The 24,059-nt window shown below is 31.4% G+C and carries 30 protein-coding genes and 1 tRNA gene; 21 read left to right on the forward strand and 10 right to left on the reverse strand.

Annotated elements, in window-relative coordinates; all coding sequences use genetic code 11:
• Positions 1–138 precede the first annotated feature (138 nt).
• Positions 139–612, reverse strand: coding sequence for a T9SS type A sorting domain-containing protein (locus F6464_RS10245; protein ID WP_191963363.1), 474 nt, complete (start codon positions 610–612; stop codon positions 139–141).
• Positions 593–736 carry a hypothetical protein gene (locus tag F6464_RS14510; protein ID WP_191963364.1) on the reverse strand — a complete coding sequence of 48 codons (144 nt, stop codon included), beginning with the start codon at positions 734–736 and terminating at the stop codon, positions 593–595. Before F6464_RS14510 ends, F6464_RS10245 begins: the two co-directional genes overlap by 20 nt.
• Positions 737–1,050: 314 nt before the next feature.
• Here F6464_RS14510 and F6464_RS10250 point away from each other — a divergent pair, with 314 nt between their 5' ends.
• Both F6464_RS10250 and F6464_RS10255 read left to right on the forward strand, forming a co-directional pair.
• Complete coding sequence (locus tag F6464_RS10250) at positions 1,051–1,308, forward strand: hypothetical protein (RefSeq protein WP_151107716.1); 258 nt, start codon at positions 1,051–1,053, stop codon at positions 1,306–1,308.
• A gap of 15 nt (positions 1,309–1,323) precedes the next feature.
• Positions 1,324–1,518 (forward strand): T9SS type A sorting domain-containing protein, encoded by a 195-nt coding sequence (locus F6464_RS10255; protein ID WP_151107717.1) that lies wholly within the window; start codon positions 1,324–1,326, stop codon positions 1,516–1,518.
• A 1,185-nt stretch (positions 1,519–2,703) separates the two neighbouring features.
• Here the strand turns inward: F6464_RS10255 and F6464_RS10260 are convergent.
• A complete protein-coding gene (locus F6464_RS10260; protein WP_151107718.1) occupies positions 2,704–2,916 on the reverse strand; it encodes a hypothetical protein in 213 nt (70 codons plus the stop codon).
• A gap of 521 nt (positions 2,917–3,437) precedes the next feature.
• Here F6464_RS10260 and F6464_RS10265 point away from each other — a divergent pair.
• From F6464_RS10265 to F6464_RS10280, 5 genes are all read left to right on the forward strand, one after another.
• Positions 3,438–3,917, forward strand: a complete 480-nt coding sequence (locus F6464_RS10265; protein WP_151107719.1) for a hypothetical protein — start codon at positions 3,438–3,440, stop codon at positions 3,915–3,917.
• A gap of 11 nt (positions 3,918–3,928) precedes the next feature.
• Entirely contained in the window at positions 3,929–4,321 is a 393-nt protein-coding gene (locus F6464_RS10270) for a hypothetical protein (protein ID WP_151107720.1), read from the forward strand.
• Between the two features lie 82 nt (positions 4,322–4,403).
• Positions 4,404–4,568: a hypothetical protein gene (locus F6464_RS14515; protein ID WP_191963365.1), complete on the forward strand. Its 165-nt coding sequence runs from the start codon at positions 4,404–4,406 to the stop codon at positions 4,566–4,568.
• Positions 4,543–5,556: a recombinase family protein gene (locus F6464_RS10275; RefSeq protein ID WP_151107721.1), complete on the forward strand. Its 1,014-nt coding sequence runs from the start codon at positions 4,543–4,545 to the stop codon at positions 5,554–5,556. Before F6464_RS14515 ends, F6464_RS10275 begins: the two co-directional genes overlap by 26 nt.
• 15 nt (positions 5,557–5,571) lie before the next feature.
• On the forward strand, positions 5,572–5,922 hold the full coding sequence (locus F6464_RS10280; protein WP_151107722.1) for a hypothetical protein: 351 nt from the start codon (positions 5,572–5,574) through the stop codon (positions 5,920–5,922).
• 114 nt (positions 5,923–6,036) lie between these two features.
• Here the strand turns inward: F6464_RS10280 and F6464_RS10285 are convergent.
• From F6464_RS10285 to F6464_RS10300, 4 genes are all read right to left on the reverse strand, one after another.
• Positions 6,037–6,114 (reverse strand) — tRNA-Val (locus F6464_RS10285).
• An 80-nt stretch (positions 6,115–6,194) separates the two neighbouring features.
• A complete protein-coding gene (locus tag F6464_RS10290) occupies positions 6,195–7,415 on the reverse strand; it encodes a bifunctional folylpolyglutamate synthase/dihydrofolate synthase (RefSeq protein WP_151107723.1) in 1,221 nt (406 codons plus the stop codon).
• A gap of 34 nt (positions 7,416–7,449) precedes the next feature.
• Complete coding sequence (locus F6464_RS10295) at positions 7,450–8,334, reverse strand: energy transducer TonB (protein ID WP_151107724.1); 885 nt, start codon at positions 8,332–8,334, stop codon at positions 7,450–7,452.
• 68 nt (positions 8,335–8,402) lie between these two features.
• On the reverse strand, positions 8,403–9,515 hold the full coding sequence (locus F6464_RS10300; protein ID WP_151107725.1) for an anhydro-N-acetylmuramic acid kinase: 1,113 nt from the start codon (positions 9,513–9,515) through the stop codon (positions 8,403–8,405).
• A gap of 94 nt (positions 9,516–9,609) precedes the next feature.
• On the opposite strand from F6464_RS10300, the gene F6464_RS10305 reads away from it, so the two are divergent.
• The 10 genes from F6464_RS10305 to F6464_RS10350 all read left to right on the forward strand — a co-directional run bounded on the left by F6464_RS10305 (position 9,610) and on the right by F6464_RS10350 (position 16,849).
• The gene (locus F6464_RS10305) at positions 9,610–10,746 is read left to right on the forward strand and encodes an acyl-CoA dehydrogenase family protein (protein WP_151107726.1); all 1,137 of its coding nucleotides are present in this window, start codon (positions 9,610–9,612) and stop codon (positions 10,744–10,746) included.
• 130 nt (positions 10,747–10,876) lie between these two features.
• Complete coding sequence (locus tag F6464_RS10310) at positions 10,877–11,554, forward strand: Crp/Fnr family transcriptional regulator (protein WP_151107727.1); 678 nt, start codon at positions 10,877–10,879, stop codon at positions 11,552–11,554.
• Between the two features lie 83 nt (positions 11,555–11,637).
• On the forward strand, positions 11,638–12,051 hold the full coding sequence (locus F6464_RS10315) for a DM13 domain-containing protein (protein WP_151107728.1): 414 nt from the start codon (positions 11,638–11,640) through the stop codon (positions 12,049–12,051).
• Positions 12,052–12,057: 6 nt separating this feature from the next.
• Positions 12,058–12,957: a hypothetical protein gene (locus F6464_RS10320; RefSeq protein WP_151107729.1), complete on the forward strand. Its 900-nt coding sequence runs from the start codon at positions 12,058–12,060 to the stop codon at positions 12,955–12,957.
• Positions 12,958–12,980: 23 nt separating this feature from the next.
• Positions 12,981–13,442: a YHS domain-containing (seleno)protein gene (locus F6464_RS10325; protein ID WP_151107730.1), complete on the forward strand. Its 462-nt coding sequence runs from the start codon at positions 12,981–12,983 to the stop codon at positions 13,440–13,442.
• A gap of 16 nt (positions 13,443–13,458) precedes the next feature.
• Complete coding sequence (locus F6464_RS10330) at positions 13,459–13,848, forward strand: DoxX family protein (RefSeq protein ID WP_151107731.1); 390 nt, start codon at positions 13,459–13,461, stop codon at positions 13,846–13,848.
• 3 nt (positions 13,849–13,851) lie between these two features.
• The gene (locus F6464_RS10335) at positions 13,852–14,340 is read left to right on the forward strand and encodes a DinB family protein (protein WP_151107732.1); all 489 of its coding nucleotides are present in this window, start codon (positions 13,852–13,854) and stop codon (positions 14,338–14,340) included.
• Positions 14,328–15,035, forward strand: coding sequence for an NRDE family protein (locus tag F6464_RS10340; RefSeq protein WP_151107733.1), 708 nt, complete (start codon positions 14,328–14,330; stop codon positions 15,033–15,035). The genes F6464_RS10335 and F6464_RS10340 overlap by 13 nt, the downstream gene beginning before the upstream one ends.
• A 12-nt stretch (positions 15,036–15,047) precedes the next feature.
• Positions 15,048–16,082 (forward strand): ATP-grasp domain-containing protein, encoded by a 1,035-nt coding sequence (locus F6464_RS10345; RefSeq protein ID WP_151107734.1) that lies wholly within the window; start codon positions 15,048–15,050, stop codon positions 16,080–16,082.
• A gap of 113 nt (positions 16,083–16,195) precedes the next feature.
• The gene (locus F6464_RS10350) at positions 16,196–16,849 is read left to right on the forward strand and encodes a LysE family transporter (RefSeq protein ID WP_151107735.1); all 654 of its coding nucleotides are present in this window, start codon (positions 16,196–16,198) and stop codon (positions 16,847–16,849) included.
• Here the strand turns inward: F6464_RS10350 and F6464_RS14770 are convergent.
• Positions 16,833–16,901 (reverse strand): hypothetical protein, encoded by a 69-nt coding sequence (locus tag F6464_RS14770; RefSeq protein ID WP_225318070.1) that lies wholly within the window; start codon positions 16,899–16,901, stop codon positions 16,833–16,835. The genes F6464_RS10350 and F6464_RS14770 overlap by 17 nt on opposite strands.
• A 282-nt stretch (positions 16,902–17,183) precedes the next feature.
• Between F6464_RS14770 and F6464_RS10355 the strand changes: the two genes are divergently transcribed.
• From F6464_RS10355 to F6464_RS10365, 3 genes are read left to right on the forward strand one after another with little or no spacing between them, the layout of a single operon-like run.
• Positions 17,184–17,861 carry an SDR family NAD(P)-dependent oxidoreductase gene (locus F6464_RS10355; protein ID WP_151107736.1) on the forward strand — a complete coding sequence of 226 codons (678 nt, stop codon included), beginning with the start codon at positions 17,184–17,186 and terminating at the stop codon, positions 17,859–17,861.
• 3 nt (positions 17,862–17,864) lie between these two features.
• Positions 17,865–18,467: a SprT-like domain-containing protein gene (locus F6464_RS10360; RefSeq protein WP_151107737.1), complete on the forward strand. Its 603-nt coding sequence runs from the start codon at positions 17,865–17,867 to the stop codon at positions 18,465–18,467.
• 50 nt (positions 18,468–18,517) lie between these two features.
• Positions 18,518–19,576: a mannose-1-phosphate guanylyltransferase gene (locus F6464_RS10365; protein WP_151107738.1), complete on the forward strand. Its 1,059-nt coding sequence runs from the start codon at positions 18,518–18,520 to the stop codon at positions 19,574–19,576.
• Between the two features lie 22 nt (positions 19,577–19,598).
• Here F6464_RS10365 and F6464_RS10370 read toward each other — a convergent pair whose 3' ends face one another.
• Together F6464_RS10370 and F6464_RS10375 are read right to left on the reverse strand one after the other, a co-directional pair.
• Entirely contained in the window at positions 19,599–20,540 is a 942-nt protein-coding gene (locus F6464_RS10370) for a TerC family protein (protein ID WP_151107739.1), read from the reverse strand.
• 111 nt (positions 20,541–20,651) lie between these two features.
• Positions 20,652–21,665, reverse strand: a complete 1,014-nt coding sequence (locus F6464_RS10375) for a glutamine synthetase beta-grasp domain-containing protein (RefSeq protein ID WP_151107740.1) — start codon at positions 21,663–21,665, stop codon at positions 20,652–20,654.
• Positions 21,666–21,860: 195 nt separating this feature from the next.
• Here F6464_RS10375 and F6464_RS10380 point away from each other — a divergent pair, with 195 nt between their 5' ends.
• A complete protein-coding gene (locus F6464_RS10380; protein WP_151107741.1) occupies positions 21,861–24,050 on the forward strand; it encodes a glutamine synthetase III family protein in 2,190 nt (729 codons plus the stop codon).
• Positions 24,051–24,059 lie beyond the last annotated feature (9 nt).

The following is a 24,059-nucleotide window of genomic DNA, read 5'->3' on the forward strand; positions in this document are numbered from 1 at the left end:
AAAATTCATCGTTATGGGGAAAATAAAAAATCCAGTCAAATGACTGGATTTCTACTTTTGCTCCCTCTCTTGGAGAAAGTTACAAATTTGATGAGTTAAAATATCTATTAATTATCTTTAAATCAGAAAAGTAAAAATTTATTTCTTAATGAACTTATAAGTGTTTTTCTTATTTCTGCTTACTATTTGAATAAAGTACATACCATGAGGAAAAGCTGAAACATCTATAATTGTTTGCTTATTATTTAAAATTTTAGAATTGAGTTCTTGACCCAAAATAGAGTAAATTGTTGCTCGATTTCCGATTTGATTTTCTGAAATTATTAGATTTAGTTGGTCAGTAACTAGATTTGGAAATACAACGAAATCAGTTTCATTAGTTGTATTGATATTTCCTAAACTGGTTTGCTGATACACCCTAACATAATCAATTTCTATAGTAGATTGAATAAAGTTTGCAGGTGCATTTGATAGAATTGCTATATTTAATAAAATATATTGTTCAGTGTCAAAAGGCCAAGTAAATTGGTTTTTAATTAATGGTTCATAGTTGAGATCATTAATCCCATCTAAGCTTAATGTTATTCTTTCATTAATTCCATTCAAGCTCATAAATATGGAAATTACTAGTTTCATCATCTTTACATTGATAATTAGCCATGTATTCATCTATCGACAAATTGCCATCTATTGGATCGTGAACTGTGCTTGATATTACATTGCCCCAGTATTCCATAATGTCTATTTGCCACAGGCAGGCCATGTAACAGCACCATATCCATTTAACTGCCAATTGGTGCAACCGAATATACATTTGAAGTAACTAGAACTGACAATAATGTTGCTGATACTGTAGTAATGCAAGATTATTACTTTTTCCCGGCTATTAAAATAACAAATGGTTTAGTTTGGGGCAAATCGTATTCAGTAAAAGTTAAAGCTAAAATTGTGGGTACTTATACTCCTTATGGAATACTTGTATTATTACAGCACCAGCTTAACCTCTAGTTACAATTACTAAAATTAGACCAATGGCAGTATGGAAAAACAGTGAATTTCATCACTGATGCTATTCAGGCAAGTCCTGTATACTTGGCAGTTCGATATGAGTTTGAAGTTACTGATGGTGTTACCACTATTGTTATACCTTCTAACACATCTTGTTTTAGACTAAGTCAATTTCCAGGAGGAGGTGTTGTAAACACAGCTTATACAATAAGAGTAAGATCATCTAATGGAGCTGCACCTGCAGCATTTACAGCTTGGGGAGATCCTTGTATAGTTTCAACTCCAATCGCTAGATTATGAGAAGAGGCTAATGATATGTTTGAAGTAAAATCATTCCCGAATCCGTTTGCCTCATACTTTAGTTTAGACATCGAGAGTTCAAGCGACGCTCAAGTAGAATTGAAAGTGTATGATATGATAGGAAGACAACTGGAAGCTCGTAAAGCTACCGTGTCTGAATTGAGTGTTCTAGAAGTAGACGCAATTATCAGACAGGTATTTACAATTTAGTTGTATCTCAAGGTAAAAAATGTGAAATCATTTCGAATGGTTAAAAGATAAGTTAAAGTTGTTTTTAAGTTAATTAAAGCCTCTTCGGAAACGGAGAGGCTTTTTTGTGGTGGGAGTGAGAATAGGACAGTTGTAAGTTTTCATAGTCAGTTTTTTAATTTTGAGCTTCGCTCTATTCATTGTATTGCTTCTTAAAACTTCGAATCAATTTGTTGACTTCAAATGGCCGCTCAACTCGAAGATAAATACAGTGAGAAGTTAGAAAATAGAAGCTTGAGGTGAATAATTAATAACTACTAACTTTAATATTGATTACTCCTTCAACTTCATGGTATACTAAATGTCTTAGCTTTACTAATAAATTAGAATGGAATGGATTTTTAGAAGCAGAAATAGAAAATAGAATTAGGTTACGAATATAAATACCTTTACATCAAATAAGGCGCATTTTTGCTATCAAATCAATATACTTGAAAAAAATACTCGGAACAGCATTCTTGTTGTTCCCAGTTTATTATTTCTTTAGTATTACGTCATCAATTACTTATTATTTAGTAATTAATTTTTATTGTTTTATAGTAGTAACAGGATAAACTACCTTTATTGCTTAGGAAGCGATTTATTATTGTTACCCTGAGACGACATTACCTAGAAACACCAAGATTGACACCATAATTGTTTTAAATTTTTAAAGAAAACATCAAATTTTTTCCCAAAAAACCCTTATAAAAACATATAAAAGCTTGCATATTAATTATCCGAAACCAGAAGATGTGAATTATGCGAAAATTCACTTTTAAAAACCAAGTGGTGATATTTGTATTCATGGTATAAAAAATGGCTTTGGTTTCCTACATAAATTTCACAGATTTTATAATTGGACAGATAGATGCATAGCTATTAATGATAAAGAAATGGATGATATTTATAATTCGGTTAATTCAAAAATTATTGTTATTATTAATCCCTGATTTGTTAAACTTTTTAAATAAATAATTCTGTTATAAGTATCAAAATAAAATATGAATTACCGATGAATTATCGAAGTTTTCATTGGTAAATATTATCGCTTAAAATAAGTAATCATCAGTAATTGCTGATAAAAACCACTTATTACTACTTATAACTAGATTAAATCAGTGATTAGCGATTATTAGCTATTATCACTGATTTTTTTTATTAGACCTAATTTAGTTTTTTGCTTTTGTTTTCTTGGTGAATTTGGTAGACGCGATAGGAAATTAATCCTAATGTAATTGTTACCAATACACCAATTAAAATGTAGGTTGCTATTTTGGTGTTTTCTATTTTTTCTGGTCTTGGAAATAGACCAAATTCATACGCGAAAATATCGGGTGGTAGCATTTGTTGTCTAAAGGTAAGGATTATTTCTTTCATTTTTTTTCTGTTTTTTTTATAGATGATTATTTTAGTTTGGTCTTCTGGGTCTAATCCAAATCAATGTGTTTAAATTGATAATATTTTGTAATTACGCCACTAATCTTGGCGAAGAATTTAGGCTCCGGTAGATATTTTGTGTTAAAACCTAATTTTTCATATTTGTTTAAGTTTTCAATAAGAATATTTTTATTACGGTGTAACTTTAATAGTTTAAAATTTTCTAAAATGCCTTTTTTGAAATTATTGAATTCTAAATTTTCCTCAGACCGCCTTTTATGACCGTGATGGTTTCTGCAATAATCATTGCAGTATTCACTTTTTGAAGATTTGTAATCAAGAATTTCATCTTGGCAGTCCGGGTTTTTAAAAATTTTATTGGTTTTTTCATATAATTTGTTTATTTTGAGTAATATATAAAATAAATTTAAAGTTACAATTGTGTAATCAAATCAAATTAAAATACATTTTAGATATCAAAAACATTACAATGAACATATACGATTTTTATCCGAAAATTTTTGAAAAGAAAATTCCCCCTTAACTTGTTGGATATACCTTCGAGGAATGACCTCCACTGGAAAAAAGAGAATTTATTAAATATACTTAAAGAAAATAAATCAGATAGTATTGAAAAAAGAGAGAAGGTATTGTTAAATGTATTTGGTGCTCTTTGGTTATTAATCATCAAAGAACTTAGAGAGTTTAATATTGATTTTCCAACCATCAGAGCTGTAAAAGATGTTTTGTATTCTAATATTCAATTAGATCAAGAAAAATTAAACTCAACATCAAAAGATAAATTTACAAATACAATACTTAAAAACATTCCCGATGAATATCAAGAAATGATTAAACCACTTCTGCTTGACGGTAGTTTTTTAAAATTTATTGATAAAAAAAATATAATCTTATTTCAAAATATTGGCGGAATTTTATTTGATATATTAATTAGAGAAATTGCTGTGTCTTTAATTATAAAAAAAATAGCGATGCTATAGAAGTGGAATTTTTGAAAAACAATAGTGGTAATTCTTCTCTTCGCATAGCGGAATCAATATCTAATAGTATAATTAAAGATACCTTTATAAACGTTTCGATGCTACCTTTAGTAGCTAAAATGTTTGAAAACTCCAACTTCCAATTTGATTTGTTCAATCAAAACGAAAAAAAAATTATTGACGCCCTAAATGATGATCTGAGCAAAGAAATAAAAGTTACCAAACATCATAGCGGTGACATTACTCTGAATTTGACTTTTGAAGCAGATGTTAAAAATGAACACGCTAAAGAAGTAAGGAGGATATTGGGTTTAAAACAATATGAAAAAATTGAGTTAGTTTATAGAAATGAGAAACATTTAATTATTAACAATACAAGAAAAGAAATTTTAAAAAAAGAATAATGTCCTAAGTGTCCCTTAGCACCAAACCGCCTAAAAGCACAAACAAGTATGTTCTACTTCTTTTGGCTCATAAAGGTAAAAAATGGAATTTGAAAAAGTAAAACAAATTTTAAACACAGAAGCAGATAAAAAGTACACAGACCAAGAAATAACAGAAATAATGCAAATGCTTGAAGTATTTGCTGATGTTTGGGTGAATAATCTTTTAAAGTCAACAAAAAATGAAAAACGTAATTCTTCATGTTAGGGTCTCTACAGATGAACAAGCGGGTAGGGTATATTCACTGCGGGATCAAGAACAAAAATTATTGACCTATTGTCAAAATTATAATTTTAATGTTTTGCATATATTTAAGGAAGATTTTTCAGCAAAAACTTTCAAGCGTCCAGAATTTAGGAAGTTATTAGAATACTGTAAGAAAAACAAAAAGGATATTCACCAAATGATATTTATCAAATGGGATAGGTTTTCTAGAAATACGGCAGAATCCTATCAGATGATTGGGGTTTTCAATCAACTTGCAATCCAAGTTAATGCTATTGAACAACCCTTGGACTTGACTGTTCCTGAACAAGGATTAATGTTAGCTGTTTATATTTCCATCCCTGAGGTGGAGAACCAACGTCGTTCTTCAGGAATGCGAAGAGCATTTAAAGAAGGAAGGTATGTTGGAAATGCTCCAAAAGGATACTCTAATGGAATGGATTCAAGTAAGAAACCCTTGTTGGTTCCGAATGGTGATGCTAAATTTATTCAAGAAGGGTTTGAGTTAATCGCTACTGGAATTTACAATCAAAAAGAAGTTTTCAATAAATTAAAAGCAAAAGGTTTTAAAAGTAGTATGACAGCAATTGCATCTATTTTTAGAAACCACTTGTATTATGGAGGTGTTTTTATAAAAGGTTATAAAGAAGAAGAAGAAACTGTTGTTGATGGAATACACGAACCAATAATTACTAAAAAACTTTTTCTAAAAGTACAAGACATATTGAATAACAGATGTAAAAAGTACCATACTGCACATAAAAAAATAAATGAAAAATTTCCCCTTAAAGGATTTTTAACTTGTCCGGCATGTTCAACGCCTTTAACTGCAAGTTCTTCAAAAGGCAGGTCTAAACATTACACCTATTACCATTGTATTAGACCTTGTAATGAGAGATACCGACTTGAAGACATAAATCTTTGGTTTGCGGATTTCCTCCAATCAATTAGAATAGAAAAACCATTTTAGAAAATATTAGTTGAAATGATAAAAGACCAATTAGTAAAGCAATCTGGAAATGAAGCATCGGGACCTAAACATTATGAAAAAATTAAAAGTATAGAAGATAAATTAGTTAGATTACAAGACTTATACATTAAAGGAAATATTGACAAATCAGAATATAAAATTGCAAAAGAACGTTACGATAAAATTCATCAAGAATTAAAATCAAACGAAGTTGAACTAGAAGACAAAAAGAGGGTTATTAAAATCTATGAAAATGTTTTGATGAAGCTCAAATCTATTGAATGTCAATATAATGAATCAGATATAGAGGGCAAACGAAGAATAATTGGTTCGATATTTCCGAAAAAAGTTTCAATTCGAAAATAAAAAAGTTCGAACCGCCGATTTAAACCCCTTATTTTTGAGAATTACTAGTATTAAAAGCCTTTCACAGAGGACAAAAAAAAAGGACAAATTCAAAAAAATTGAATTTGTCCGAGATGGTGGGCGATGAGGGGTTCGAACCCCCGACCCCCTCGGTGTAAACGAGGTGCTCTGAACCAGCTGAGCTAATCGCCCGATATAAAGAATATGTTCTCTTTATTTCGTGTGCAAATATAAGGCACTTTTTTGGATATGCAAATAAAAATTGATAAAATTTATAAAATTTCTGCAACAACAAAAGTACTGCCTCCTACATATATAAAGTCAGATTTTTTAGCGGTTTTTAAGGCTTTTTTATAAGCTTCTGAAACAGAATTATATACTTCGCCTATCAAACCAAATTCTATTGACTTTTGTTGTAAAAAGGACGCGTCTAATCCTCTAGGGATATCAGGTTTACAAAAATAATAAATGGCTTTTTTTGGAAATAAAGGTAAAATATCATCTAAATCTTTATCGTTTACAACTCCTAATACAATGTGTAGGGTGTCAAAAAATTCTTTTTGAATTTGATGTAAAACAATAGTTAAGCCGTGTTTGTTGTGTGCCGTATCACAAATTACTTTTGGGAATTCATTTATTTGCTGCCACCTTCCAAAAAGGCCAGTATTTTTTATAACATTTAGTAATCCGTTTTTTATTTGCTCTTCTGTAATAATAAATTCATTTTGTGAATTCAATATTTGTATCGTTTGTAAAACAGTTTTTTTATTATGTTCTTGATAATCACCCATCAATGTTGAAGGAAAAGTTTCTTCAATGATATCTGAAGCAAAAAATAATTCTGAACTAGAAGCTTTAGCTTTATTTAGAAAAACGGTTCGAGTTTCATTTGTATATTCGCCAATCACGACAGGAATTTTGGGTTTAATGATTCCTGCTTTCTCAAAAGCAATACGCTCTAATGTAGTGCCTAGGAACTGAGTGTGATCTAGACCAATATTTGTAATTACAGAAATTAGCGGTGTAATGATATTAGTAGAATCTAATCTACCACCCATTCCTACTTCTATAACAGCGATGTCAACTTTTTTAGTTTTGAAATAATCAAAAGCTAAACCCACTGTCATTTCAAAAAAACTTAATTCATTATTTTCAAAAAAACTTTTGTGTTCATTTATAAAATTGCAAACAAAATCTTCATCAATTTCTTCACCGTTAATTTTAATTCGTTCTCTGAAATCTTTTAAATGAGGAGAAGTATACAAGCCTACTTTGTAACCTGCTTCTTGTAGAATGGAAGCCAGCAAGTGTGATGTTGAACCTTTGCCATTAGTACCAGCAACATGAATGCACTTTATTTTTGCTTCTGGATTTCCAAGATGATTGGCTAAAAGAATTGTATTGGTTAAATCTTTTTTATAAGCAATTGCGCCTTGTAGTTGATATACAGGAAGTTGATTAAACATCCATTGCACCGTTTCTTGATAATCCATTAAATATATAATGTATGAGGAATAGAGTAATTACCTAATCGGTTAATTTAAAATTATAAATAATTTTTCCTACTTGTTTTTCGGGAGCTGCATCGTCTGATTGCCATTTGGTATTTAATGCAGCAATTTTCGCTTGGTCTAATAAACATTTAGCAGCATTTGTAGTTCCTCTAATACCTGGATTTGCAGTAATAACTTTACCCGATTTATCTACAGCTATTTGAACTACAACTATTCCCTGTTCATCACATATGTAATTCGGTTGAGGTTTATTTAATGCTTTTCTATTTCCTAATTGATAATTGCCGTTGCCATTTCCTGTTCCGCTCCCTGATCCTGAACCATAACCACTTCCAGTCCCTATACCCTGTCCAGAGCCGTTTCCTCCGCCGCTTCCTGTTCCGCTTCCTCCACCGCCATTATAACCGCTGGCATTTTTATCACCATTTGATTTTCCTTTATTTCCAGCTTCTTTATCATCACCATCTCCAGCTTTATTTGATCCGTTTAATAAATTAGATAAGGCATCAGAAGTTGATTTTGAAGGTTTTGGAACTTCTTTTACAATAGGCTTTACGACTTCGACTTTTTTAGGTTTTTCATTTAGTTTTTTTACTTCGGCAATTGCGGGAGCATCATCATTTTCGCTTACCACAATTTCTTTTTCATTAGAGGAAGTTGGTTGTGTTTGTTTTGGAGTGGCTACTACTTTTTCAACAGATTGAAAATTATCGCCCGAGCCTACATCACTATCTCCAAAATTTACCGCTACTTCACCGCCACCACCACCGCCCTCAAGACTAGGACGTTCAATTTGATTGGAGAATTTTAAATAAAAAAAGATTAAAAACAAAAGTGCAAATAATGCAGTTGTCATGAGTAATGACTTTTTTTTGTTTTCTAAATCTGTCAATTCCATATTTTTTTAATTGATTGTCTTGTTTTTCATAACGAATATATAAAAAATAAATTGTTTATTTTATTAGTTTAATTCAATTTTAAATCTAAATCCTCATCTGTATTATAAACAAAGCCTGAACAATGGTCTTTATTAGAGCCTGTTACACTATTTAAAACATTTATTTCATTACGCAATTTTAAAACACCTAATAATGCAAAAATTAAGGCTTCTTTGTATTCAAGTAATTTAGAATCGGGAATTACTATTGCTATTTTTGGTAAGTAATATTGTGTTCTTTCAATTAAAAAAGCATTGTATGCACCACCACCAGTAATTAATAATTTTCCGTTTTTGTCTTTGCGAGATTCGAAGCTATCTAAAGCCAATGCTATTTGCTGGGCAATATGTTCGGTAAAAGTTCGCATTTTATCTTCAGTTGAAATACCATATTTTTCAATTAATGGCAAAACGATTTCTTTTACAAATTCAAATCCGAGTGATTTTGGGAAAGACTTTGTGTAAAATTCTAAACTATTTAATTCATTCAAAAGGGTTTCATTGATTTTTCCTGAGCGAGATATTTGCCCTTTATCATCATACTCTAAGCCCAATATATTGGCGTAGTAATTTAAAACTGTATTTACAGGAGAAATATCAAAAGCAATACGTTTTTTATTTGATTCAAAAGAAATATTTGAAAACCCTCCTAGATTCAAGCAATACTCATATTCAGAAAACAGTATCCGATCTCCTATTGGAACTAATGGAGCACCCTGCCCGCCCAAATGCACATCTTGTATTCTGAAATCACAAACTACAGTTTGTTTACAAATCGAAGCAATTTTAGGTAAATTCCCAATTTGTAAAGTAATTCCTTTTTTGGGTTGATGTAAAACAGTATGTCCGTGTGAACACACTGCATCGAGATTTAAAATTTTATATTTTTTAATAAAATCGGAAATAACAGTGCCTAATAGTTCTGTATACTTATTGTCTAAGATTTTTAACTCATTTGTGGAAAAATCTATTGCTTTTTTTAATTTAATAATCCAATCGTCGCTATAGCCTACAGTTTCATATTCAAGAATTTCGAAAGTCCAAATTTTATCAATAATTGTAAAATGAATGTGAGCTAAATCGATACCATCAAGCGAGGTTCCAGACATGACTCCGATAACATTGTATTTTTGTTGTAACATCAGTCAAAAATACAAATCAAAATTGAAAATCTAGCAATAAAAAATTACCTTTGATTGTATTTCAAATAAATCACAATTTTTATCTTAATTAACTATGGATTTTAATCTTACTGAAGAACATTTAATGATTCAACAATCGGCTAAAGATTTTGCTCGAACAGAGTTATTACCTGGTGTAATTGAAAGAGATGAGCACTCAAAATTTCCGACAGAGCAAGTCAAAATGATGGCCGAATTGGGTTTTTTAGGTATGATGGTAGATCCAAAATACGGAGGTTCAGGTTTAGATAGTATCTCTTATACTCTAGCCATTACTGAAATTGCAAAAGTAGATGCTTCAGCGGCGGTGATAATGTCGGTTAATAATTCCTTAGTTTGTGCGGGATTAGAAAAATATGCCAACGAAGAACAAAAAATGAAATATCTAGTTCCTCTTGCTAAAGGAGAAGTACTAGGCGCTTTTTGTCTTTCTGAACCTGAAGCAGGTAGTGACGCCACTTCTCAAAAAACAACTGCTATTGATAAAGGAGATTATTATTTGTTAAACGGAACTAAAAATTGGATTACTAATGGCTCAACAGCTTCTACCTATTTAGTAATTGCGCAAACAGATGTAGAAAAAGGGCATAAAGGTATCAATGCTTTTATTGTTGAAAAAGGTTGGTCAGGTTTCGAAATTGGCCCCAAAGAAAAGAAAATGGGAATTCGTGGTTCTGATACACATTCGTTACTATTTAATGATGTAAAAGTACCAAAAGAAAACCGAATTGGCGCTGATGGATTTGGTTTTGCATTTGCCATGAATGTATTAAATGCTGGACGAATTGGTATTGCATCACAAGCATTAGGAATAGCAACTGGTGCCTACGAATTGGCATTATTATATTCACAACAACGCAAAGCATTCGGAAAAGAAATTTTTAAACATCAAGCCATTGCATTCAAGTTAGCTGATATGTATGTGAAAATTACTGCAGCCAAGTTATTAATATTGAAAGCAGCTTTTGAAAAAGATGAAGGTAAAGACATTGCCCATTCTGGTGCTATGGCAAAATTATACGCTTCAGAAATTGCTTTGGAAGTTGCTAATGAAGCCGTTCAAATTCATGGTGGTAATGGTTATGTAGCCGAATATCATGTAGAACGAATGATGCGCGACTCTAAAATTACACAAATTTATGAAGGAACCTCGGAGATTCAGCGAATTGTAATTTCTAGAGGATTGGTTTAATAATACGTTCAAAAAAATATTTTAAATCATTAAGGAGTTAAGGAAATTAAACATTGTTTGGTTTATTGAAACTTAATTCCTTGATGGTTTTTAAATTTATAAATAAGCTATTTTTACATAAAGAATCGAAATGTCAGAAGAACTAAAATATTGGTATTTACGAGATCACAAGTTATTTTGGACACTGAGTATGTCTCAAATCAAGCAATTGTGCATTATTACAGGTTTTAAAAAAGCCAAAAAAAACGATGTTATTTATTTTTCATCTTCTGATGTGCCTCGTATATTCTTATTAAAAAAAGGCAATATCAAAATTGTCGAAATGGATGAAGATGGTAACGAAACCATCAAAGATATCATTCAAAAAGGGGATCTGTTTGGAGAATTAACTTTAGAAAACGATAGAAACTCTAACGAATATGCCAAAGCACTAACCGATGAAGTAGCCATTTGTAGTTTCTTGATGTCGGATTTTGAAAACTTAATGCTTCAAAATCCAAACTTAGCGTTGACATATACTAAGTTCGTTGGATTAAAAATGAAACGCATTAAAAACAATTATTCCAATTTGATCTCTAAAGATGCCAAAACTCGTTTGTTTACTTTTATAAAAGATTGGGCTGAACGAGAAGGAAAATTTAACGGAAATAAAGTCACAATAGAAAACTATTTAACACAAGCCGATATTGCCCAAATCATAGGAACTTCTCGCCAAACCGCTACTCAATTGCTCAACGAAATGGAAGAAAAACAATTGATTTATTATTCTAGAAAAGAAATATTCATTGATGATATTACTAAGTTTTAGATATATTTTCTACTTAATGTAAACTACACGACAAATCGCTGTTCTCATCTGTTGTAGTTTTGTCATAGTAAAAAACAATTGCTATGAAAAAATTACTTTTATTAACAGTAATTATTCTTTTTGCCTCCTGTCAAGAAGAAGGGATATTAACCAAAGAAAGAGAAAAAGTTGTAGTAAATCCGGCTACAGAATTAAAGTACTACGGTAGTTTTAGACCTACTTCAGGCATTTCCGTTACTGGTGAAGCCAAAATTTATTTAGAAAACGGACAATACAAAGTTGTTTTAGACAACTTCAGTATTTCAAGTGGTCCAGATTTAAAAGTCTATTTGTCAAAAGCCGAAACTCCAACTGATTTTGTCAATTTGGGAAATTTGACTTCACAAACCGTTTATCAGGTTCCGACTACTGTTAGCGTTTCTGATTATTCTCATGTACTAATTCATTGTCAACAATACAATCATCTATTTGCTATTGCGGCATTAACTTCAAATTAATCTATCATGAAAAATATACTTTTAGTGATTGCCATTTTACTTCTAGCAAACAAAATGAATGCGCAAGGTTGTAGTGATGCCGGAATTTGTTCTATCAATCATGGCTTCCAAACGGATGAGAAACACCATAAAAACAAACTAGAGTTTGCTGCTATTTATAGTTTAGGCGAAGCCGATGTAGCCTATTTTTCTCCATATATCTCTTATTCAAAGAGGTTTAATGATAGATTTTCATTCACCTCTAAAATTACTTTTTCAACTGCCACTGGAAGTTTTGGCACCAGAAGTCAGTTTGGCGATGCTTTTTTAATTGGGAATTATACTTTCAAAGAAAAAAGCAAGAAACAATGGAGTGTTTTGACAGGTTTTAAATTTCCATTTACAGCATCCAACTTAAAGATTAATGGGTATTCATTGCCTTTGGATTACCAGTCGAGTTTGGGGACTATCGATTTGTTTTTAGGTACAAATTTGAATTACAAAAAATGGGATTTCAATGCAGCTTTGCAGCTTCCAGTAATTAATTTGAACAAGAACTCTTATTTCAAAGAATATGGCGGCACCGATGATTTCCCATCAACCAATTTGTTCGAGAGAAAACCAGATGCTTTAGTAAGAGCCACGTATTCGATAAAAACACCTAATAAAAAATTCACGTTTAAACCCAATGTTTTGCTCATCTATCATTTGGGAGAAGACAGTTTTGAAAATATTTTTGGACAAAGAGAAAGCATCAACGGTTCAGATGGTTTAACCATCAACGGAAATTTGATTAGCTCTTATTCGGTATCAAAACAAAGTAGTTTAGAACTTTCGCTGGCAACACCATTTGTAGTTCGGGATATTCGCCCTGATGGTTTAACCAGAAGTTTTGTTCTCGGATTGCAATATCAATATTCATTTTAATAACTTTTAATAAATAAATCATAATGAAGAAATCAATTTTAATCCTATTCGTTTTATTTTTATCTTTAGTAACCTTTGCGCAATCAGCGGCAAAAAGAGTAAAGGAATTTAATTTAGAAAATAAAGTAGCCATTCAAGGATATGATCCAGTAGCTTATTTTACACAAAAGAAAGCTGTAAAAGGAAAATCAAGCTTAATTTTTACTCATGAAGGAGTAACTTATTATTTTTCTTCTCAAGCCAACAAAGAAGCTTTTGCCAAAAGTCCTGGTGCTTACGAACCACAATATGGCGGGTGGTGTTCTTACGCTATGGGAGCAACTGGTGAAAAAGTTGAAGTCGACCCTGAAACCTTTAAAATAGTCGATGGAAAATTGAACTTATACTATAATGCTTATTTCAATAACACCTTAAAAAATTGGAATAAAGACGAAATAAACTTGAAGAAAAAGGCGGATATTAATTGGAAAAAAATTATTAACTAATAAATAAATCTAAAATATGAAAAACTACGTATTTATTTGGGTAACCAAACTTATAGCAGTGATTATTTTAGTGCAAACATTGTATTTTAAATTTACGGGTGCTGAGGAAAGCGTATATATTTTCTCAACTCTAGGCGCAGAACCTTTTGGCAGAATAGGTTCAGGAATTGTCGAATTAATCGCTTCAATATTAATTCTAATTCCAAGAACAACTTTGCTAGGCGCTTTAATGGGATTAGGAACAATGGCTGGAGCATTACTCTCTCATTTACTATTTTTAGGAATTGAAGTAAAAAACGATGGAGGAACTCTTTTTGTTTTGGCTATTATTACTTTTCTTTGTTGTTCATTTTTAGTATATTGCAGTAGAAAAAGCATTCCAAGTTTATTAAAATTTAAATTATAAAATATGTTAATATCATCCATACATAGTAGTTTAGAGGAATTAAATGAATTGCTGCAACAAATTTCTGATGAAGATTATGCTTCTCCTTGTGCCGAATTAAGTGCTTCCAGCATTGGAGAACATACACGACACATTATTGAAATGTTTCAATGTCTAGAGAATCAATACGAATCAGGAATTGTAAATTATGACAATAGACAACGCAATATCCTAATACAAACCAATACTGAATTCGCTTTAACTCAAATTAAAATCATTCAAGATTCAATTACTAGGCCAAATAAGAAAATAGAGTTGCAACAAATTATTGATGGCGAAGAAATTAGAATAGAGAGTAATTATCACAGAGAATTGCTTTATAATTTAGAACATTGCATTCATCATCAAGCACTTATAAAAGTTGCGATTTTAATGCATGGAAAAATACAGGTTCACGAAAACTTTGGTGTTGCTCGTTCTACTATCGAATACAGGAAACAATGTGTACAGTAAGTTTTGTAAATTCACAAGGTAAAATTATCATCACTTCCAATAGAGATGAGCAGGTTTTACGTCCTGCTACAGCACCAAAAAATTATCTTGTTAATCAGAAAAACATATTTTTTCCTAAAGATCCAAAAGCGGGTGGAACTTGGTATGCTGTAGATGAGCAAGCTAATGTTTTGGTATTGCTTAATGGTGCCGATGAAAAGCATCATTGGAGCCCACCTTACCGAAAAAGTCGTGGATTAATTCTATTAGATATTTTCAGTTCAGAATCGGCTATTGCTGCATGGGAATCAATAGATTTATTAAATATTGAGCCGTTTACACTAGTCTTATTTCAGGATCAACAATTGTATCAATTGCGATGGAATGGAAGTATAAAAGAAAGTATTCCATTAGATAAAAATAAAAATCATATCTGGTCATCGGCTACTTTGTATACGAAAGAAATTAGAACGGAAAGAGCGGAATGGTTTTATCAATTTTTAGACACGAAGCCAGAGGTCAATGAAGAGGAGATGATTCTATTTCATAAATACTCAAACAATGAAAATAAAGAAAATGGATTGGTAATAAATAGAAATGACAAACTCAAAACCTTAAGTATTACACAAACGGTAATCGAACAGAATAAGGTTAATGTATTGCACTATGATTTAATAAATGAGGATGAGTTTACTAATTCTTTTCTAATCTTATAAAAAATATCACTTTTGAAATTATTTTTTCACAAATTGACGCACTGGGAATACTGGCCTATGCAGGTGGTTTATTTACCAATCTATTTTTTATGGGCATATTACGCTTTACGAGCCAAAACTATTTTCTTTTTTAATGCTTCCAATCCCAGTATCAAAAACGGTGGATTTATAATGGAAAGCAAAAAAGCCATTTATGATTTAATTCCAAATAAATATTATCCAAAAACTACATTGATTAAAGAAGGGGCTTCTATAGCTATTATTTTGAATAGTATCCAAAATGAGCAAATACAATTTCCTTTAATTGCCAAACCAGATATTGGATTGCGAGGGTCAGCAGTAAAAAAAATTGCAACTACAGCAGAATTAGAAAGCTACAATCAAAAAGCGAATTTTGATTATTTACTGCAAGATTTAATTCCATATCCTAATGAAATTGGCGTTTTTTATGTGCGCTATCCCAATGAAAAAGAAGGTAGAATTACAGGAATAGTAGCTAAAGAATTTCTAATTGTTACTGGTGATGGTTTTGCTACCATAGAACAATTGATTAAAAGGAATCCGAGACATGAAATGCAACTAAAAGTACTGCAAAAAGAATACGGAAATCAATTACAAGAGGTTTTACCTAAAAACGAACAACGTAATTTAGTGCCTTATGGCAATCATATTCGTGGAGCAAAATTTATAAATGGTAGCCACTGGATTACCCCACAATTAAACAAAACCATAAATGAAGTGTGCCTTCAAATTCCTGGATTTTATTTCGGAAGGTTGGATGTAATGTATAATACTTTAGAAGAATTAGAACGGGGAGAAAATTTTTCAATAGTTGAATTAAATGGAGCCGCCAGCGAACCCACACATATTTACGATCCTAAACATTCTATTTTGTTTGCATGGAAAGAGCTTGCAAAGCACATTACCTACATGTATGAAATAAGTGTTTTAAATAACAAAAATGGGATTCCTTATTTATCTCATAAAGAAGGAATGAATGAATATCGTATGCATGTTGAGCAAAACAAGAAAATTTTAAATTTTTAAAATCTAACAATTACTTTTTTGTCATTCCGAGGTACGAGGAATCTCATGATAAAAATGATTTGATGAGATTTCTCCTTTGTCGAAATGACAAATTTTATAGTTAATTATAGTACATGATAAATATCAAAAACATACTCGTTGGTTTTTTAATTAGCTTTATTGGTTCAATTCCTTTAGGATATTTGAATGTAATTGGTTTCGAAATTTATAAACAACAAGGTTTAACAACTACAATTTTTTATTTATTAGGAGTAATTTGTATTGAGTTTTTTGTCATTTTATTCACATTAATTTTCGCCAAAACATTAGCTTCAAATCAAAAGCTGACGAAATACATTCAGGGGTTTTCGGTAATTTTCATGTTTGTTTTAGCCTATTATTTTTATACAAATGCAACAAAATCCGAAACTCAAAGTAATGCGTTTTCAAATTTTGGCTATTGGGAAACATTTACTACCGGAATTATTCTTAGTTGTTTAAATTTTATTCAAATTCCGTTTTGGACCAGTTGGAATTTGTATGTGTTAAATGAAAAGTACATCGAAATATCAGGAAATAGAAAATACGTCTATGTTTTAGGAACCGTAACAGGAACTTTTTTTGGCATGATGGTTCTAATTGTATCTTTAAATTATTTTTCTAATCAAACTGATTTTCTAGCAAAGTATTTAATGAGAGCAATCATTCCATTAGTTTTTCTCGGGTTGGGAATTTATCAAGGTATAAAGTTTTATCGAAACTATATTATATCTAAAAGGAATAATTAGCATTAAGAGTAGGACCAGAACTTTCTGGAACAAAACGACAAACTCCGCAAATACAAACTAATCCGACGTTCTAGATATTTATAATCCCATTGTTTTTAGAATTATTTTTTGTAAGTATCAATTGAAGTAGGTAAAATAGATTAAAAATCGGAATATGTTAGTTAGTTGCTTTTTAATCTATTTCACTACAAATACAGTTTTGAATGTTCGCCAAGCTAATTTGGGACAAAATCAAGAATTAGAAATGTTAAAATAAATTAAGTTGTTACTATTTGTTTGTTTAAATCCCATTTCGACGGGATTTTTTTTATTTTAGCATAAATTAAATGATTGCATGAAAAAAATCATCATAACGGGAACATCCAGAGGAATTGGTCTGGAGTTGGCTTTGCAATTTGCAAATGCAGGACACCAAGTTTTAGCATTATCGAGAACTATTCCGAAAAGGTTGCTAGGAAACGAAAACATATCCTGCCTTTCAGTCGATTTATCTATAGAAGAAGATTTAGTTCAAGTAAAAGATTTTATTTCTTCTTCATGGGCAACTGTAGATATACTTATTCATAATGCAGGCAGTTTGTTATTAAAGCCTTTTGCCGAAACAACAGCTCAAGAATTTGAAAACATCTATAAAGTAAATGTTTTCGGTGTGGCTAATCTAACAAGAATTGCTTTGCCTTATTTGCAAAAAGGAAGCCATGTGGTTACCATAAGCTCCATGGGTGGCATACAAGGCAGTATGAAATTTGCGGGGCTATCGGCATATAGTTCTAGCAAAGGTGCAGTTATTACTTTGTCAGAATTATTGGCTGAAGAATATAAAGAAAAAGGATTTGCTTTTAATGTTTTAGCCCTTGGTGCTGTAAATACTGAGATGTTACAAGAAGCTTTCCCTGGATATGAAGCGCCACTTTCTGCAGCAGCAATGGCCGATTATATTTATAATTTTGCTTTAACGGGAAATAAATATTACAACGGAAAAGTGTTGCAAGTTTCATCATCAACTCCATAAGATTTGAGCGAAGTATTATCAAAATATTTACCAGAACATTCAGTTGAAATTTGCTTTGAATTAATTAAGGGCAATAACGTTCATCTCAAAATTGTTAATGAACGACAAACTCGTCATGGCGATTATAGAAAATCAATTGGCGGTAAACATGAAATTACAGTAAACGCCAATTTAAATAAGTATCGGTTTCTTATTACTTTAGTCCACGAAATTTCACATTTAGTAGCTTTTGAAAAATTTGGCAGGAACATCAAGCCTCATGGTAATGAATGGAAAATTACATTTCAACGAATGATGATTCCGTTTATACGACCAGAGATTTTCCCGCATTCAGTATTGCCTTTAGTAGCCAATCATTTTAGAAATCCTACCGCGAGTAGTGATACTGATGCACGATTGGCATTTGCATTAAAACAATTTGACGAACGAAAAGTAGATATCCATTTTATTCATGAAGTGCCTAGTGGTAGTTTGTTTAGAATTAAAAATGGTAGAATTTTTCAGAAAAAAGGACTTCGTGTAAAACGATACGAATGTTTAGAAATAAAAACAGGAAAATTATTTCTATTTAATGCCAATGCTGAGGTAGAAATAATTCCAGGATAATGAGCAAATGAATATGCAACTTTGTAACTTTGTTGCTTTAAAATTAAAAAATGAATAAAAATTATTACGCAATAATAATGGCAGGTGGAGTAGGATCTCGATTTTGGCCAGTAAGTACCACTGAGTTTCCCAAACAGTTCCACGATATGTTGGGTTCTGGCGATACACTAATTCAGAAAACCTTTAATAGATTGTCTCAATTAATTCCAGTTGAGAACATATTGATTTTAACAAACGAAAAATACAATTCACTTGTTTTAGAGCAATTGCCATTGGTAAAACAAGAGCAAGTTTTGTTAGAACCAGCCATGCGTAATACCGCTCCATGTATTTTATATGCTTCTTTAAAAATAAAAAAGCAAAATCCTGATGCACTTATGGTGGTTGCGCCAAGTGATCATTGGATTGAGGATGAGAAAACATTTGCAGAAAACTTACAAAATTGTTTTGATTTTTGTGCCAAAGAGAATGCTTTGATGACTTTAGGAATTCAACCTACGTTTCCAAATACAGGTTTTGGATATATTGAATTTGATAAAACAGATACAAATCCAATAAAAAAAGTAAATCAATTTAGAGAGAAACCAGATTTTGAAACAGCAAAATCGTTTTTAGCTAGTGGTAATTTTTTATGGAACGGAGGAATTTTTATTTGGAGCGTGAAATCAATTTTAGAAGCGTTCGAAAAATTTCAACCACAAATGAATAATTTATTTTTAAAAGGTTGGAGTAATTATAACACTGAAAAAGAACAGACTTTTATTGACCAAAATTATGGTTTGTCTGAGGATGTTTCTATTGATTATGCTATAATGGAAAACGCAAAAAATGTTTACGTTTTACCGGCCACTTTCGATTGGAATGATTTGGGAACTTGGGGTTCATTACACGAGAAATTAGATAAAGATGAAAATAATAATGCTGTAGTTAATGCTACAGTTTTACTGAATAATGCTTCAAGTAATATTATTAGTACATCTAAAGATAAATTGGTAATAATAGATGGTTTAGAAGACTTTATAATTGTAGATAAAGATAACGTTTTACTCATTTATCCAAAAAGTAAGGAACAAGAAATAAAAGGAATTGTCAGTAAGTTAAAAAAATAAATTAGTTTCTAAGTATAAATTTTTAAGTTGATTTACTCATTTTTAATGAAACTAGTACACCGATAGATAATGCTGCTGCTATAAATCCTAACGAAAACCATTCTGGTATTTCTATATAATCATGGAATAACATTTTTAAACCTACAAAACTTAAAATTGCAATTAGACTATATCCTAAATGACTGAATTTTTCTAACATATTAGCCAAAAAGAAATACATCGAACGTAGGCCTAATATAGCAAAAATATTAGAGCTAAACACCAAAAAAGGATCAGAAGTGATTGCTAAAATAGCAGGAACACTATCCACAGCAAAAATAACATCCATTACTTCTATAACTACTAAGGAAACAAATAAAGGAGTTGCAAAAGTTTTATTTTCAATTTTTATAAAAAAATGTTCTTTTTCTGTTGTGCTAGTAATTGGGATGATTTTTCCTAAAGCTTTGTAAACAAAAGATTTCTTAGGTTCAAACTCACTCTCGTCTCCTGTAAAAAGCATTTTTATAGCCGTAAAGAGTAAAAAAGCGCCAAAAAGATAAGTAGTCCATGTAAATTTGTTAATCAATAGGACGCCAAAGAAAATCATTAAACCTCTAAATAGAATCGCTCCAATAATTCCCCAAAACAAAACGCGGTGTTGGTATTTCTGTGGTATTTTGAAAGCAGCAAAAATGAGAGCGATGACAAAAATGTTATCGATACTTAATGAGAGCTCAATTAAATAGCCGGTAATAAATTTCATTGCCGCAACCTCAGAAGTATAATGGTTGGCATTAGTTGTATAATCAGTAGAATACAACCAATAGACAACTCCAGAAAACAGCATGGAACACGCAAACCAAATAGCAGTCCATTTACTAGCTTCTCTACTATTTATAATATGCGGAGTTTTATTAAAAACACCTAAATCAAGCGCAAGAATTACTAGAATTAACGTTAGAAAGGATATCCAAATGATCATAGATTTATTATTTTAGCAAAGATACTTTTTGAATTTGATTATATTTTAAAAATATTTCAAAAAAAAGTGCCTTCATTTTGAAGGCACTTTGTAATTATAAAAGAATAAGATTTACAATGCTGACTTTACAGTTTTGATAATTCTTGCTGCAATTTTATATGGATCACCGTTAGATGCTGGTCTTCTATCTTCTAGATACCCTTTCCAACCTTTTTGTACAGTATAAAGTGGAATTCTAATTGAAGCACCTCTATCTGAAACTCCATAAGAGAAATCGTGAATAGAAGCAGTTTCGTGTTTACCAGTTAAACGTTGTTCGTTATAAGCACCATAAACAGCTATATGTTCTTCGACAACAGGGCGGAACGCCTCACATATTTTGTCATAAATAGCTTTGTCTCCACAAGTTCTTAAAACTTCATTTGAGAAATTAGCATGCATTCCGGAACCATTCCAGTCAGTATCTCCAAGAGGTTTTGGATGGTATTCTATATAATATCCGTATTTTTCAGTCAAACGATCTAGTAAATATCGAGCAACCCAAATCTCATCACCTGCTTTTTTAGCTCCTTTTGCAAACAATTGAAATTCCCATTGTCCACAAGCAACTTCTTGATTTATACCTTCAAAGTTAAGACCAGCAGCGATACATAAATCGGCATGCTCTTCAACTAATTTTCTTCCATGTGTATTTTTTCCACCTACTGAACAGTAGTACATTCCTTGAGGAGCAGGGTAGCCACCAACAGGAAATCCTAAAGGCAATAAAGTTTTAGTATCCATTATAAAATATTCTTGTTCAAAACCAAACCAGAAATCGCCATCATCATCAATAGTAGCTCTACCGTTTGATGGGTGAGGTTTACCATCAGCATACATAACTTCAGTCATTACTAAATATCCATTAATACGAGTTGGATCAGGATAAATAGCTATAGGCACAAGTAGACAATCAGACGATCCGCCCTCAGCTTGTCTTGTTGAAGATCCATCAAATGACCAATTTCCGATTTCTGCTAAAGTACCTTGAAAATTTTCGTGCTCTTCTACTTTAGTTTTACTTCTAAGATTTTGAGTTGGTTCGTAACCATCTAACCAAAGGTACTCTAATTTTATTTTAGCCATAATAGTATAAATTAATTGTGTAATTATATTTCTATGCAAATATAAATTAAATTCCTTATGAGTAAAAATTAAGGGTTAAATATGTCTTTTAATCAATGATTTTTATGAATACCCTATTTTTGATAGGGTAAAATTTTAAAATTGATATTTTTTGTATGTGATAAATAATAATTATATTTGATAAAAAAATTAATTATGGCAACTTTACGATTTCAAGCTTTGAAAGATGCTTCAAGAAGAAAACCAATTCATTTTGAAGAAACGGATAGAAAATCAATACTTTTTGGTTCTAATGTATTTAATGAAAAGGCAATGAAGCAATATTTGACTTCCGATGCCTTAAAGGGAGTGAAAGGCGCAATCCAATTTGGAACAAAAATTGAAAGAAAATTAGCCGATTATATTGCAATGGGGATGAAAGAATGGGCACTGTCTAAAGGAGTTACTCATTATACTCATTGGTTTCAACCATTAACAGGAGCTACTGCTGAGAAACATGATGCTTTCTTTGAGACCTCTTATGATGGAAGTGATCCTGTTGAGAAATTCGGTGGTGGTCAATTAGTGCAGCAAGAACCAGACGCTTCTAGTTTTCCTAATGGAGGAATACGGAATACTTTTGAGGCTAGAGGATATACCGCTTGGGATCCAACTTCTCCAGCTTTTATTTACGGTACGACTTTGTGTATTCCAACCGTTTTTATCTCTTATACAGGTGAAGCTTTAGATAATAAAATTCCTCTTTTAAGAGCATTATCCGCTATGGATGATGCTGCCACAGAGGTCTGCAAATATTTCGATAAAAATGTTAAAAAAGTAACAGCCACTTTAGGGTGGGAACAAGAGTATTTTCTCATCGACCGTTCATTAGCCAATTCTCGACCAGATATTGTAATGACGGGAAGAACTTTGTTAGGACATACTTCAGCTAAAGGACAACAATTAGACGATCACTATTTTGGTTCAATTCCCAGTCGTGCCTTAATGTATATGAGAGATTTAGAGCAAGAGTGCATGTTGCTTGGCATTCCAGTAAAAACAAGACATAACGAAGTAGCACCAAATCAATTTGAATTAGCTCCTATTTTTGAAGAAACCAATTTGGCTGTAGATCACAATTGTTTGTTGATGGACATAATGGAAAAAGTTGCTGAACGCCATCATTTTAAGGTTCTTTTACACGAAAAGCCATTTAAAGGAGTAAATGGTTCCGGTAAACACAATAATTGGTCATTGGCTACTGATACTGGAGTAAACTTGTTAAGTCCAAGTAAAACACCAATGAGCAATTTGCAATTTTTAACTTTTTTTATTAATACCATTAAAGCCGTTAATGATTACGAATCATTGATGAGGGCAGCAATTGCAACAGCCAGTAACGACCATAGATTAGGAGCTAATGAAGCACCTCCAGCTATAATTTCTGTTTTTATTGGTGAACAATTGACTAAAGTTTTAGCCGAATTAGAAGGAGTGACTTCAGGAAAATTGTCACCTGAGGAAAAAACCGATTTAAAATTAAATGTGGTAGGGAAAATTCCAGACGTACTTTTAGATAATACGGATAGAAATAGGACTTCGCCATTTGCATTTACGGGTAATAAATTTGAGTTTAGAGCTGTAGGTTCGTCAGCAAATTGTTCGAATGCTATGACTACCTTAAATACAATTGTAGCCAAACAATTAAAAGATTTTAAAATAGAAGTTGATGCTTTAATAGACCAAAAAGGGCTAAAAAAAGATGAAGCGATATTTAATGTTTTAAGAGAATATATCAAATTGTCTAAGAAAATTCTTTTTGAAGGTGACGGATACAGTGAAGCATGGGAAATTGAGGCTGCAAAACGAGGGTTGAGTAATTTTAAAACTACTCCTGAGGCATTAAAAGCAAGAGCATCAAAACAGGCATTAGATTTGTTTTCTGAAATGGGTGTTATGAATCATGTCGAAGTCGAAGCTCGTTATGAAATTGAACTTGAAGAATACGTTAAAAAAATTCAAATAGAAGGCAGAGTTTTAGGAGATATATCTAAGAATCACGTAATTCCCACTGCGATTCGGTATCAAAATACTTTAATCGAAAATGTTAGGGGATTAAAAGAGATTTTTGGAACAGAATTTGAAACCATTGCCAAAGAGCAAATCTTACTTATTAAAGAAATTTCATTACACATTGAAGGTATTAATTCTAAAGTAGAAGAAATGACTAATGAAAGAAAAAAAGCCAATAATTTGACAAATGCTCAGTCAATGGCTGAGGCCTATTGTAATAATGTGAAGCCTTATTTCGAAGTAATTAGAAATCATTGTGATAGATTAGAGTTGCTTGTTGATGACCAGATTTGGACTTTAACAAAATATAGAGAATTACTATTAACAAAATAAATTTTTGTA

Source organism: Flavobacterium luteum, assembly GCF_008806775.1.
Lineage (GTDB): Bacteria > Bacteroidota > Bacteroidia > Flavobacteriales > Flavobacteriaceae > Flavobacterium > Flavobacterium luteum.